This window comes from Polynucleobacter wuianus (assembly GCF_001659725.1).
GTDB classification, from domain to species: Bacteria; Pseudomonadota; Gammaproteobacteria; order Burkholderiales; family Burkholderiaceae; genus Polynucleobacter; species Polynucleobacter wuianus.
This window is the reverse complement of the sequence record NZ_CP015922.1, coordinates 1,167,626-1,181,876: the sequence shown is the minus strand read 5'-3', so window position 1 is coordinate 1,181,876 and position 14,251 is coordinate 1,167,626. Positions and strand designations below refer to the sequence as shown.

Genomic DNA, 14,251 nt, shown 5'->3' with positions numbered 1-14,251 from the left:
TAAATTGGGGAATGATTTCGGTTGATTTTATAAGAGAATAGTATTTAATTTATCCAGCACCAGCTTTGGGGCGATGGATGTTAGGGGGGCGTCCCCAAGCACTCTAATAACATTTTTTTCATTACCCCATGGATACCAGATTCCTGGCTTATTTTCATTTGAAAAAAGGCTTATTACAGGAAGCCCCACTATTGCTCCAAGGTGCATAGGGCCACTGTCATTGCAAATCATGACTTTGCATCGGGATAGAACAATTGCACTCTCTCTGACGCTCAGTATGCCGCAGAAGTTTACCCTATTGCCAGACCAACATTTTAGAATTTCTTCATGTATATCTTTATCTGAATCAGCACCAATTGCGATGAGGGTAAATTCAGGGTAAATTACAGACATTTCCCGTATTAGTTTTTTCCAGTTTTTTTTGCCCCAATCTTTTATATCTGAATTTGATTTTGAGGCGATAGAAATCGCAATACTCTTTTTATTCATGCTTATATTTGAAAATTTAGCGTCAAAGGCTTGAATTTCAAAATTCTGTAAATTTAAATTAAAGTCCGAAAGAGTTAGAGTCGAAGGGCTTAGATTGGGAAATGTCAGTCTATATAGGCGTTGATATTCTGGCTCAAAGTTTGGGTTTACACTGTTTTGATGTGCATTGATGCCCAATCGTTGAGCTAAATTCGTGTGATTTGAAAACAAACTAATGCCATAAATTCTTTTTATTCCTATTAATTTAAGAAATGCATAGTCTCGGTATAAGGCCAATTTTGAACGAACAGGCATTAGATAATACGCTAGAGATATGTTATTTCTTTTAACCTCGATCCTTAGGGTTTTGAATAATTCGATTGAAATATCTTTTATTCGATAGTTGATTGTTGCATCCACTAAATTTGAGTTATTTAAGACTTCACTACTACTAATAGCCAAGCCTCTAGTATCATTGGGTAAATTTGTCAGTAATGTGACTTTTGAGTTAGGGTGTTGTCGACGAATTTCATGAAAGCAAGGCAAGCTTGCAATGGTATCGCCGATAGATCCTATTCTAAAAATGAGTACATTCATTTTGCTTTTGGCCTAATTAGAAAATTTGATGATATGAAGATCTTGATAACTGGAATTGCTGGATTTGTTGGCATGCACCTTGGTGAAGCCCTTTTAAAGAGGGGGGTAGAGATAGTGGGGGTAGACAATTTAAATGATTACTACGATGTAAATTTAAAAAATGCTAGGTTAACCAGACTTAAAAAGTATCCTAATTTTAAATTTTTTAAGATGGATATTGTTGATAGAAAGGGGCTTAGCAGTCTATTTAATACTTATTATTTTAATAGAGTTTTGCATCTGGCAGCTCAGGCTGGGGTTAGATATTCTATTGAACAGCCTTTCAAATATACCGATTCCAATATTACTGGATTTTTAAATATACTGGAGTGCTGCCGTAATAACCCTATAGAACATTTGGTATATGCGAGCAGTTCAAGTGTTTATGGTGGAAACACTGTTCTACCATACACGGAAAACCAAGTTGTTGATACCCCTATTAGTTTGTATGCTGCTACAAAGAAGTCAAATGAGCTTATGGCACATGCCTATAGCCACCTATTTGGAATTCCAGTTACTGGTCTTAGATTGTTTACTGTATATGGGCCATGGGGAAGACCAGACATGGCTTTATTTAAATTTACAAAATCAATACTCCAAGAAGAGAAAATAGCTATTTTTAATTATGGAAAAATGGTTCGGGATTTCACCTATATAGATGATGTGGTGGAGGGAATTGTGAAGGTTTTAGATAAGCCTCCTACCGAAACACCCCCGTATAAAATTTTTAATTTAGGGAATAATAATCCAGTTCAATTAATGGATTGTATTGAGGCATTAGAAGTTTCATTGGGAAAAGTTGCCATTAAGGAATATTTACCGCTACAAGCTGGAGATGTCTTGGCAACGCATGCGAGTACCGCTTTATTGGGAGAGTGGGTTGCTTATAAATCTCAAACATCTGTATCAGATGGTGTGGCTAAATTTGTAGCCTGGTATAAAAAGTATTACGAAAACGAATTGACTTAACTTTGCACCTCATTTAGATGCAGATCAAAAAAACTAACCCTAGCATAATGAGATCTACGGGCTATCGAATCATGTCTGGAAGCATCGCCTCTTGGGTGAGGATTGGCATTACTTTGATTTCTCAAATTATTATGGTGCCTCTGTTCTTAAATTCTTGGGAAATTAAGACCTATGGTGCATGGTTACTATTGCATTCAACTTGGGCGATTATAAACATTATGGATTTATCATATCATGACTATATTGGATATGAATGTCTAAAACAAGGGCAGTATAGATCAGCGCAGATAAACGAGATAATATCCTCCTCCCTTGCGTTCTCTATTCTCGTGGCTTTGATCGATATTGTTGTTATATTAATTTTAAATTGGTCACCTTTAATTGCCGATTTAGTTACCGATGACCCAATAATTTTATGGCAATGGAAAATTTCCTTATTATTACTGGGGTGCAATTGGGCTATCACTGGTGCTTGGGGTGGGATATTGAGCAGGTGGATCACGCCGTTTGGGCATTATCATCAATTGGCATGGTGGAATACATTTAATATTTTGCTAATTACTACCCTCCCTGTTTTAGCCGTGTTTTATGGGGCCAACCTCATGGGGGCTACTATAGCTTGGTGTCTAGGGAGTTTATTCGCACACATAGTTCTGCTTATCTTTCTAAGGTCTGTTATTAGAGCGAAACCTTATCTTCGTTTGCATAAACCTAACATAAAAAAGGGCCTGGATCGACTTTTGCTTTCGCTCGTTTTTTCAGTGAAATATTACTCAGATATCTTCAGGCAACAAGGAGTAAGAATTTTCTTGGCTCCAATAGTGGGGCTTGTTCAAATGACGTCATTTTCAACTATGCGAACAGCGGCTAACGTAAGCATGCAGGGACTTAGCACTATAACAAATCCAATCATGCCAGAGTTGATGAATTACATAATTAAAAAAGACCAAAATCGCATTGAAGGTTTATTTTCTTCTGTATGGTTGGGTCTAATTTTTATTCTTAATCCAGGTATATTACTTCTTCAGTATTATTTTCCTCTAATATTTCAACTGTGGACTGCTAACAAGATCTCAATGAATCCAATGCTTTTTGGATTTTTCTCAGCATCAATCTTGGTTTTTGCTTTATCCCAACCCGCCTTTGCAGTTGTTAAGGGTATAAATAACGTTGCAATGCAAATTATAATTGCTTTAGCTTTAGCCGCAATTGTAATTATTGGATCAATCTTGTTAATCCCGAATTTAGGGATTTTAGGTGTTGGGATTTCACTACTTATAGCAGAAATTTTTTCCTTATTTTGCTTCGTAACTTTGGCTAGTGTATACCTAAAAGAGATAAATCTAAGATGGCCTGCTAAACAATTTATAATTGCATTGGCGTTAGTTACAATAAATATGCTAAGCTTATTTTGTATTGTTACTAAAAGCTACGGAATTTTAGCGGTAAGCAATATAATATATTTAATAGTACTTACATATTTCATTATACATATTCCTAAGATATTAATTAATAAAATTAAAAGAATATTAAATACATCTATTTTTAAGTAATAAAGAAATTTAATAATGAATATTTATAGATTAGTAATTTTTGAAATATTAACAATACCTTTATGGCTTATTGCTGGTCAAATTAATAGTTTTTCATTGGCAGTTATAGCTGCTTTAGTCGCAACCATACTAATATTTATTATTTTGAGAAGTGAGTTGAATATTAATAAGAAATTATATATTAATTATTTAGCATTAGCATCTATTTTTTTAATTTTAACAATAAATATTGGATGGTTAATTTCTTATTATATAATTCAATTTAAATTGAATGATATATTTTCAGTCTATTTAATTGAAAATCTCAATATTAAGATAGTAAACTACTCATATGCGGTTGCATACACAACATTCTTTGCAATTGCGGTTGGATTGTTTAGCAGCACAGATATTGTCAAAAGATATATTAATCTTATATATCAAAAATTACTTAAAATTGTTTATTTTGATATTGATTTAATATCAAAATGTATTTTTATTATTTCTTTAGTGGAGATTGTTCTTATAGCATCAGGTTTTATCATATACAGAGGTATAGCGACTGAAGATTTTGACGAAGGAAGAATTCCATGGTATTTGTTTGCGCTAAATAGTATCTTTAACCTACAATCACCATTGATGGCAGTTTTAACTATAAAAATATTAGGAAATTATCGAAAAATAAACCCTACATATAAAATCCTGCTAATTTTTTCAATGACCATATCCATTGTAGTATTTTTTACCAGAGGTAGGGCTCCATTGGGCATATTTTTATTAAGTTATATTGTATTTGTTAATCTACTGAATAGTAAAAATCTTAATCTAAAGAGTTTTTATAAGGCAATCTTATTGTTAATCCCAGTTTTTTTTGTGTTAGCAACTCTTTTCAATTTTGTTCGGCTTGGTGAGTCTGGATCTAAAGATTTAAAAAATGAAAATATCATAACTGTTATGAAGAATGGTCTAGAAATCTACTTCAGTGATCAAAATATCCAATCCATTGCAAATGAAGCGGTCGCTATCAATTTAGCATCTAGACCATTAGTTTTGATAGCAACAACCAAAGCATTGGAGGTTCCGTTTTCCCAAAGTACATTTTTGTATGGTAAGGCTTTGTATAACCATTTTATATGGACCATACCAAGTATCTTCTATAGTTTTAGGGATAAACTACTTGTACAAAGGAATGAGGTTGTTATTAATCTTTTTCATCCTTTATTTGATGTCGATATATCTGATAATCCAATCATATATTCATATATAGATTTCGGCTATTTTGGATTATTTTTGTACCCGCTTATTATATTTTTATTTATAGTAAATATACAATATTTAATGTCATTATATTTTGTGCATCCTTTAATTATTTTGATGATTCTTTCAAATTTATTTCCACTTTTTATTTTGGGATTAGGGGAATCTGATCTAAATACCTGGATGTCTGCTTATAGAGATAATTTTCTCATCATAATGATTTCATTTTTATTAAATTTTATATCTAAAATAAAATGGAATAATTAAATTATATGAACATTCTTTATATTGGTGATAATAATAAATCAAGCACTGCATTTCACAGGGCTAATTCTTTATCAAGATTAGGCCACACAGTAACTCATGTTAATCCACGCGAAGCCTTTAGTTTGTTAACAATTAAAATCTTAGATAAAGCCTCGTTTTATACGGGTTATTTTTGGGTACAAAATCAAATATGCAAATGGATAGATTTAAAATTGATAAAAAGATATAGTTCAAATACATTTGATTTGATATGGATAAATTCTGGCGAAGAATTCGATAGTAAGTCAATACTTAGACTGGACTACTTTAACTGCAAGAAAGTTTTATATCAAAATGATGATCCTGGAAGTAAGAGAGATTTCCGTAGATTTGACTCCCTAAAGCGGACAATGAAATACTATGACTATGCTGCAGTTGTTAGGGAGCCAAACTTAAGGGAATTCGCTGATTTTGGTGTTAAAAATGTGATTCGTGTTTATATGAGTTATGACGAAGAGGTTCATAAGCCTTTGCGGCATAGACAAATTCCCACAATTTTTAGGTCTGAAATTGTATTTGTAGGCACCTGGATTAGGGGCGAGGGGCGAGATAAATTTCTGTTGGATTTAATCAGAGCAGGATTAAATATTTCAATATGGGGCAGTAGATGGGAGAAATCTCCACTATGGGAAGATTTGAAAATAGCCTACAAGGGTGGTAGCTTGTCTGGCCCAGATTATGTTGCTGCAATTCAAGGGGCTGATATTGCAATAGGTTTTTTGTCGCATGGTAATAGGGATCTCCATACAAGAAGATCGCTCGAAATTCCATTTATTGGTGGATTATTATGCGCAGAAAGAACTATAGAGCATGAAAGAATGTACGAAGAGGGTATTGAAGCAGTATTTTGGAGGGACTCTAATGAGTGTATTGAGATTTGCAAGAGATTATTAAGTAATAAAAATTTGATAAAAGATATTAAATACGCTGGAATGAAAAAAGTACGCGCTGGAGCTTACGGAAACCAGGATATATGTGCAAAAATAATTAATTTTATAGATTTAAATAAAAAATATGAAAATAAATAGATCTAAATCTGATAAAGCATGGGCTACATTATTATTTTTAGCTCTAATATTTTTTCTTTACTGTTCAATATCAACTATTAATTTTGGAAACCACTGGGATGAAATGAGAATCATAAACTCAGTGAGGGATTCGGTTGAAACTGGAATTTTGCTCCCAAGGTGGTATAACTACCCATCTTTTTCCTACTTAGTTGGATTATTAGCTTCTTTGCCATATCTAATTTTTAAAAACTTAGATAAATTAAGTAATTTAATATACTCAACTACTGATATTAAGCTACTAATGATGGCATTAGGCAAGGAATCAGCGTATTTAATTTTGGAAAATAACTTTAAATTAGTTTTGAGAGTTATATTCATAACTCTAAGCTCACTCACTGCAATTTTTACTTTTTTATCTTTACGAGAAATGAAGTTAAGCGTGCCATCCAGAGTAATTGGCTCGTTAGTTATTTTATCTTCCTTTCAGTTTTTCTACCATTCACGATGGATAGCCCCTGATGTACTTTTAGTTTCTGCAAGCGCAATGTTAATATTGAGTTGCATCAATTCTCAAAATAAGAAAAATTTACTAAGCCTTCGAATTTCTGCAGTTTGTGCAGGTCTTTGTATCGCCATAAAATATCAAGCTGGTATTCTATTAATCTTACCACTCTGTACTGGTTCAAATGTACCATTTAAAACTAAATTAGTAAATACAATATTTTTTTCAACTGCAACATTTGTAGTTATTACACCGGGGGCGGTAATAGAGCCAATACACTTTATTATTAATATTATTTATGAAATCAGGCATTATAGTGTTGATGGTCATGGCGTAAATACAATCCAAAAGGGCGGTGAACATTTATTAAGAATTTTAGATTTTATATTTATCAGGCTATTTTCGAAAAATATTATAATTTCAATTTTGTTATCTTTATTTTGTGTTTCTGGATTTATATTATCATTGATTAATATTAAATATAAAATATATAGAAAAATTATTTGTATATTTCCTATTGTGTATATTTTCTATTTTTCGTCGCAATCCGTAATGAATATTAGAAATTATCTAGTTATTCTTCCGTTCTTTGCATTATATGTAGCGATTTTTTTTGATTACTTATCAATATCAATAAAAAGTTTTTTTATCAAACTAATAATATCGTTATTTTTTATTTTAATTTTTTCTATGAATTTATACAGTATATATAATGTCTTAAATAGCTTTAATTATGTAGAAACTAATTTATGGAAAAAAGAGGTAGAAAAATATGTCCTGATAAATAAAATAAAGCCATACATAACCCCTAAGGTCAAAGACCTATTGGGCATTGGTTCTGGAAACGATTCTATAGTAAGCCACTCATTAACTGAAGCAGATTCTGTTATTTACCTACTGGGGGAGTATCCTGAAATGGGGCATTGGGCTGGATATAAAAAAGAGCCTTATTTGGGTAATCTTGCTAACTATAGAGGGATATATAAAGTAATTGCAGGACCCGATGACGTCGATTTAGATTACTACCCAACTTGGGATGGCCTGGATAGAATAGTAGTTGTGACCAACCCATATATGAGTTTATTGACCTCTAAAAAGCGTGAGCATGATTAATTTTATAATTAAAATATTACATCATGAAATAATTTAATAGAATATGAAGATTATTTGATAGCATGATTTCAAAAAGGATTGATTCGTTTGATGGTTTGAGAGCTTTGGCTATATTGCTTGTTATTGGATTTCATTTTTATAGCTGGGAGTTGAATTTATTTAATCCACCTTATAATTCTATATTTAAAGATTGGAATATTTTTAAGTATGGATACTTTGGAGTACAACTTTTTTTTGTGTTATCAGGATTCGTAATTGTTAAGTCAATAGCAGATAAGAATAATTTAAAAAATTTTATTTATGCTAGATTCCTCAGACTTTTTCCCACGATGGTTTTGTGCTGTATATTAATTTTTCTATTTTCTATTTTGATAAATCAAAGTAAAGCATTTTATGATTTTATCCCTTCAATAACATTTCTTGATCCAAAAATTTATAATGCTATATTTCCAGGGCATAATTTTAAATATATGGATGGACCACACTGGTCATTATTTGTTGAGATAAGATTTTACTTGCTAATTTCTTTTTTATATTTCTTCAATAAAAATATTTTTTTTATAAATTTAACAATTATTACCATTAGCGTTGCAATTTTAAATTGCGCTGCTTTTTACTTTCACTTTTCTTATTTAACTAGATTGTTAAGCCAATTATTTATCTCTAGGCATTTAGGATACTTTATATTTGGCATAAGTTTATATTATCTTTATATTAATAACTTTTATAAGTTTATAATATTGCTAACTTGTTCTATTATAAATGTTTATACATATATTTTTATAAATTTTTATGAACCTGACTATATATTATTTGAGCCTGTAGCTACTGCTATAGTAACCCCATTAATATTCATATTAGTATATAGCTCTCTCAAAATTAAATTTATTTCAAAATTACTTTCTTGTAAACTATTAGTAATTATTGGATCTTGCTCATATACTTTATATTTAATTCACAATTTTATTGGTACTAATATAATAAAAATTATTGGTAATCCTTTAAATTTTTTACCAGGATTTTCAATTTTCTATTCATTTATAGTAATTCTATTTCTTTTAATAATATCAATTTATCTTGATAAATTTATCAGATATACAATTCGGCATTAATTCTAGGGTTATCCCCCCTTATTTAACCGAACCTAGAGGTAGAGTTAATTAAGCAACCATGGCCAGTCGCTGTTTCGGGGTGATACCGCCCAATTCCATGTTTGGACGTTGATGATTGTATTGATACATCCATTGCGTTGCAAACTCTTGAACTTCGTTAACACTTTCCCAATAATGCTGAGATAGCCATTCATATCTGACGGTGCGATTAAAGCGTTCTACATAGGCATTTTGTTGTGGTTTACCTGGTTGGATGTGTTATCTGTGGATTTGATGCTTTGCTGCCCACTCCATCAGTCTGCCACTGACAAGTTCCGGGCCATAGTACATGCAGAATGGTAGTCAGCCGCAGCAATTTAAGCCATGCTGGTGATTGCGAGATCATCAATAAGGAGTATTGCTATGGCTGACCACTTAAACAATAAACCCTTTGGGGCATGGATTGCAATCGATATTGCCAAGGACTTTAATGCCGTGTTAAGCGAGACCAAGGCGGGTAAAAGGCAGCATTTTCGGATGGCTAATTCTGCTGCCGATCATGATCGTTTTATTGCTTTTCTAAAGAGCTTACCGCCGCCTTGCATTATTGGGTTTGAGGCAACCGGCAATTACCACCGCGCATTAGGGCATCGCTTGGTAGCGGCGGGGTTTGAAGTCTGCTTTATTTCCTCGGTAGCGAGCGCCCGGTATCGGGAGGTGATGTTCAACTCCTGGGATAAAAATGATCCCAAGGATGCTGCAGTGCTTTTAGAGCTGCTTAAGCAAGGGATTACTCAACGTTATGTTGACCCATTAATTGCAGGGCATCATGATCTCCAAGAGTTATCTAAAACCTACTATCAAGTGACCTTGAGTCGCACGCGCTTACAGCACTCCATCCTCACGCATTACCTGCCTTTGTATTTTCCGGAGATGGGTAAATGGTGGAACAGTACTCGCGCAGACTGGTGGATTAATTATCTTTTGCACTTCCCCATCCCTAGCGCAGTAACGAAGCACTCTCAAGAAGCGTTTTGCCAGATTGCCAGCCCTGTCATTGGCCGCAAGGTTAATAAAGCGGCTAAGCTTATTGAGCTCTATGAGACCGCCTTGCATAGCATTGGACTACCTGTTGAGGCAGATTCCTTGGCTTGCAAAACCTTTCAAATACAACTGAGACGCTATCAAGAGATCAATGCTTGTCGCAAGCAATTAGAAGAGACGGCTCAAGCAGTATTGGCCGATAACCCGGACTCTGCCATCTTGCAAAGTGTTCCGGGGATTGGTCCGATTAATGCCCTAACGATTCTGGCGGAAGGTGGGGATCTACGTCGCTTTAGCCATCATCGTCAGTTCTTAAAGTATTGCGGGTTTGATCTAGCCAAAAACCAATCAGGCAACTACCGTGGTCAAGAACAAATCTCCAAGCGGGGTAATGCGCGCCTGCGCTTAGCGCTGTGGATGTCAGTCAACCGTGCCATTCAGCAACCTGAGAACAGTTTCCAGCAAAAATATCTACGCTATATTAAAAGTGCGCCTCAAGATAAAGATTTACAGCGCAAGGCAAGGACTGCGGTGGCAGCAAAGATGGCGCGTGTAGTGTATGGATTAGTGAAGTCAAAACAGATGTATCAAGGTTACTATGAAAAAGCTTTACCCAGTGGATCGATCCCTCTCTGTAGGGCCGTAGAGGCCGCAAGGACCTCGTAGATAATGTTTGGACCTTCCACTGGGACCTCAGATTGTTTTAAGTAGGGTAAAGACCAAAACGTGAAGTGGCGGATCTTGTGTTAATTATGGTTAATCGGGACCCCTGATTTATTTGTGGAAGTGACCGTTCGGGTATAGACAAGTAGTAAGTTTGATTTTTTAACTGCAAATTGCAGTTACGGTATGGCTTTGCCTATCGCTGGAAAAAGTTCTTGCATTTAGTACGTTATCCGCTCGTATAACAGCAGGCTTACCTCGCCAAGCAATGATTTGATCTAAGCTACGAACGACTCGCTCTGCTGGCAATGAGAAGTCCACTTCAATGCCCAAGGTCTTACGATTAAAGTCATCAATGACATTGAACAAGCGGATGGACCTGCCATCTTGCAACTAGTCATGCATAAAATCCATTGACCATACTTGGTTGATGCTCAGCGGTACAACCAAGGCATCTGGCTTATCTCGCACCAAACGTTTGCGGGGTTTGATGCGTAAGTTGAGCTCCAGAGCCTTGTAAATACGGTAGATCCGCTTATGGTTCCATTTAAAGTTTTTTACATTGCGCAGATATAAATAGCAAAGGCCAAAGCCCCAGTTACAGTTGTTGTCGGTCAAGCGGATGAGCCAGCTGGCAATGAGTTCATTCTCGGCATTATTCTTAGCTTCATAGCGATAGCAAGACTCGCTAACGCCAAAGATCTCACAGGCCAGTCTGATCGATACATGGTGTTGGGATACTGCTTTTTGGACCATCTCACGTCTGTGAGATTGGGCTCACCACTTTTTTGTGATGGCCTCGTTTAGTATTTCTGCCTTGAGCTTTTCTTCGATGTACATCTTCTTTAAGCGGGCATTTTCAGCCTCAAGCTCTTTCATGCGGGCCATCATGGAGGTATCCATACCGCCGTATTTGGCGCGCCACTTGTAGAAAGTAGCAGCGCTGATGCCTAGCTCACGGCAAACCTCTGGGACGGCTAAGCCAGCATCTACCCGTTTTAGGGCATCCATGATCTGGCTATCGGTAAATTTAGAACGCTTCATGTAGAACTCCTCTAATAGAGAAAATTCTACCTCTGAGCTCAGTTAATCTGTGGGGGGATTACCGTAGGATCTTTGAATACTTTTTTGTAGTAGATAATATATTTTTATCAGTTCAATTTAATAAAAAATTGCTGAGATAGATCTTTTAAAAAATCAATATCGTATAGACTGGCAATTAAGAGCGTTAACAAAAAAATTGAAATCAGTATAAATAAACTCTTCTCCTTGTAGAGTTTTTCTGGATTTTGTGCTGTTGAATTAGGTTTCATAGAGACTGCGAGATACTCTCCAAAGAGTAGTATAACCACTGGGATTGTGATTATGTATTCTATTCTATACTTAATAAAAAAAACTCCAATAAAGAAATTTGAGAGCATAGCATATACTAAGCATGAAACATTTAGCGAAATTTCTGTATAGCCCTTGAAGCTTTTTCGATAATTTGTCAAAGTTTCCAAGTTAAATGCCTGGGTTATTTCTCTGTATTCAGAATACCGTTTGGCCGCCATTAAAAAGGCACCTCCAGACCAATAGGAAAAAATAATAGAAGCAGGGGGGAGTGAATTTGGATCTATCATTGCCCATCCAATCATGAGTCTGATTGGATTATTTATTGATTCTGATAATACATCCACAAAGGCTCGATCCTTTGTTCTCAGTGGAGGAATATTATAAAAAATACCTTGTAAAAAAAATATACATGCAACGATGAACATTAACTTGCTAGATAGATACGCTGCAAGTAAACCGATGCCAACAAGAAGGCTCCACTCAAATGCAATAGCTTTTCCAGTCAAAATTCTTTGCACAGCAGTTCGTTTAAATTTTGTGGGGTGAAACTTATCAAATTCTCGATCAAACCATTCGTTTATTACATAATTTGCTGAAGCAATTGCTGTTGCACACAAAAATCCCAATAAAATATGACTTAGAGGATTCGACACATGTATACCGCGGAGTAGATACGCAAAAAATATCCCCGGGATTATAAATACCTGCTTCGTGCCGTGATCCAATCTTGTTATTTTTAGATAGTCAGCAAAGGTGGCTTTATTATTTGTCATATTTTATCTTTCTAAAAATTTGACTTTCCCAAGTTTGACTACTATTTGATTTCCAAAACATGAATAATGAATCTCGGGGTAAGTTTGGTGTAAAAATTAGCTCATAAGAATCAGGTTTGAACCATACAGGGTATGTCGGCTCATATAAATTATGAGATCCAGGATAGGTTAATGAAATGCAACTTAATTTTTCATGATTTGCCCTGTCATAAAACCCGCTATAAGTAATTGTTAATGGATGTACACCAATCTCTCTCCATATTAAGTAATTTAATGGGGAGGAAGCAATAAAAAAGTCTTTATTTTTAGTGCACTCAGGTTTGAATTTAATAAATTCATTTTTTGCTAGTATTATTGAATGTCCTGCCGTATTTCTTGCCAATATATCTCTTACTAAGTATGGAAAATTTATTAACGAGATAATTAGTGCGCTTAAGATAATCCCCATCGTATAGTATTTAGCCAATTTAATTGGCATTTTTAAAATAATCATTGATAGGTTAATAATCAATAACACCGTTGATGCAATAATATAGTTCACCTGATACGGGACCAGTATTATTGACATTGGGCTTATGGCAATAAAGGGTAGTAGTCTTTTACCTTCAAAACTTTCTTTTTTCAACCAATATTCGTTTATAATTAAAGCCAAAAATATAATATTTGGAATTATAAGTTTCAAGAGCGAAATATAAAAATTATGTTGGCTGAGAGCCAAACCATGTAACCATAAAATGAAATTTCCGTGAAGCAATTGAATAAAATAACCGCCACCAGTTTCATTATTTGTTGTGCTTGCAGTTAAGACTCCATAAAAGGATTGAATCCATCCCGGGGTTATGTAGTTAATTAAAATTAAACCCATCAAGAATGATAAGATCGTACCAATGCCTATTTCTAAAAGATTATTTATTTCTTTGAAATTTATGATTATTAATGATAAAACAAGCCATATCCCCATAAAGGGTGAAATTAGGAGAGTTTGAGTACATAAAAAGCCAATCAGAAAATTTATATATTTTTGTTTTGATTTTTTTTTGAAATTATTAAAATTGTTGCCAATACAAACAAGACTCCTAGGCTGTCTGGTCTATCAGGCTCTGGGATATATATTAAACTTGGAATGCATATAAATATAAGTAGGGTTCTTAAAAAATTTTTATTTTTAAAATTAGATTTTTCTAAGATCTTATTAAATAAAAATAATAAGCAAATGGAAAGAGTAACTAATATTGCAGAATTATAAATTTGATTTGATTTTATCGATAGGCCAAAAATCTTACAAAATAAACCAAAAAGAATTGAATACAATGGCGGATAGTGAGTATAGGGTTGATATTCAAATGTTGGATTACCAAATGTGAATCTAGATACAAGACCTAAACCTTCATAAAAATTTATTCCTGCATCTTTGAAATAGTAAATATCTACCCCTCCAAAATGTGGAGGGAAAATGAATGCATCAAAAAAAAACCAAATTGATCCTAAAAATATAAATAAAAACTTATGATTAAAAAAATTAATTTTCGAAAAATATATGCTGTATCTCATA

Annotated in this window: 11 protein-coding genes and 2 pseudogenes; 7 read left to right on the top strand and 6 right to left on the bottom strand. The window is 34.0% G+C overall.

The window, feature by feature from the left end; all coding sequences use genetic code 11:
- Positions 1-27: 27 nt before the first annotated feature.
- Positions 28-1,065, bottom strand: coding sequence for a glycosyltransferase family 9 protein (locus A8O14_RS06165; protein ID WP_082913116.1), 1,038 nt, complete (start codon positions 1,063-1,065; stop codon positions 28-30).
- A gap of 33 nt (positions 1,066-1,098) precedes the next feature.
- On the opposite strand from A8O14_RS06165, the gene A8O14_RS06160 reads away from it, so the two are divergent.
- The 6 genes from A8O14_RS06160 to A8O14_RS12010 all read left to right on the top strand — a co-directional run bounded on the left by A8O14_RS06160 (position 1,099) and on the right by A8O14_RS12010 (position 8,905).
- Positions 1,099-2,073: an NAD-dependent epimerase/dehydratase family protein gene (locus tag A8O14_RS06160; protein WP_068949745.1), complete on the top strand. Its 975-nt coding sequence runs from the start codon at positions 1,099-1,101 to the stop codon at positions 2,071-2,073.
- Between the two features lie 71 nt (positions 2,074-2,144).
- Positions 2,145-3,626, top strand: coding sequence for a lipopolysaccharide biosynthesis protein (locus tag A8O14_RS06155; RefSeq protein WP_145915338.1), 1,482 nt, complete (start codon positions 2,145-2,147; stop codon positions 3,624-3,626).
- A 15-nt stretch (positions 3,627-3,641) separates the two neighbouring features.
- Positions 3,642-5,129, top strand: a complete 1,488-nt coding sequence (locus A8O14_RS06150; protein ID WP_068948703.1) for an O-antigen polymerase — start codon at positions 3,642-3,644, stop codon at positions 5,127-5,129.
- A gap of 5 nt (positions 5,130-5,134) precedes the next feature.
- Positions 5,135-6,196, top strand: a complete 1,062-nt coding sequence (locus A8O14_RS06145; protein WP_068948702.1) for a CgeB family protein — start codon at positions 5,135-5,137, stop codon at positions 6,194-6,196.
- A complete protein-coding gene (locus A8O14_RS06140; RefSeq protein ID WP_068948701.1) occupies positions 6,183-7,793 on the top strand; it encodes a hypothetical protein in 1,611 nt (536 codons plus the stop codon). The genes A8O14_RS06145 and A8O14_RS06140 overlap by 14 nt, the downstream gene beginning before the upstream one ends.
- Before the next feature lie 62 nt (positions 7,794-7,855).
- Complete coding sequence (locus A8O14_RS12010; protein WP_068948700.1) at positions 7,856-8,905, top strand: acyltransferase family protein; 1,050 nt, start codon at positions 7,856-7,858, stop codon at positions 8,903-8,905.
- A 48-nt stretch (positions 8,906-8,953) separates the two neighbouring features.
- On the opposite strand, the pseudogene A8O14_RS11505 reads toward A8O14_RS12010, so the two are convergent.
- Positions 8,954-9,226 (bottom strand): annotated as a pseudogene (locus A8O14_RS11505) (integrase core domain-containing protein); the annotation flags it as partial.
- 81 nt (positions 9,227-9,307) lie between these two features.
- Between A8O14_RS11505 and A8O14_RS06130 the strand changes: the two are divergent.
- A complete protein-coding gene (locus tag A8O14_RS06130; RefSeq protein ID WP_068948253.1) occupies positions 9,308-10,594 on the top strand; it encodes an IS110 family RNA-guided transposase in 1,287 nt (428 codons plus the stop codon).
- Between the two features lie 225 nt (positions 10,595-10,819).
- Here A8O14_RS06130 and A8O14_RS11925 read toward each other — a convergent pair.
- The 4 genes and pseudogenes from A8O14_RS11925 to A8O14_RS06105 form a co-directional block, all read right to left on the bottom strand.
- Positions 10,820-11,635: pseudogene (locus A8O14_RS11925) on the bottom strand (IS3 family transposase); the annotation flags it as partial.
- A 107-nt stretch (positions 11,636-11,742) separates the two neighbouring features.
- A complete protein-coding gene (locus A8O14_RS06115; protein ID WP_068948699.1) occupies positions 11,743-12,699 on the bottom strand; it encodes a UbiA family prenyltransferase in 957 nt (318 codons plus the stop codon).
- Positions 12,689-13,660 carry a hypothetical protein gene (locus A8O14_RS06110; protein ID WP_068948698.1) on the bottom strand — a complete coding sequence of 324 codons (972 nt, stop codon included), beginning with the start codon at positions 13,658-13,660 and terminating at the stop codon, positions 12,689-12,691. The genes A8O14_RS06115 and A8O14_RS06110 overlap by 11 nt, the downstream gene beginning before the upstream one ends.
- Before the next feature lie 50 nt (positions 13,661-13,710).
- The gene (locus A8O14_RS06105; protein ID WP_068948697.1) at positions 13,711-14,250 is read right to left on the bottom strand and encodes a hypothetical protein; all 540 of its coding nucleotides are present in this window, start codon (positions 14,248-14,250) and stop codon (positions 13,711-13,713) included.
- Between the last annotated feature and the right edge of the window lies 1 nt (position 14,251).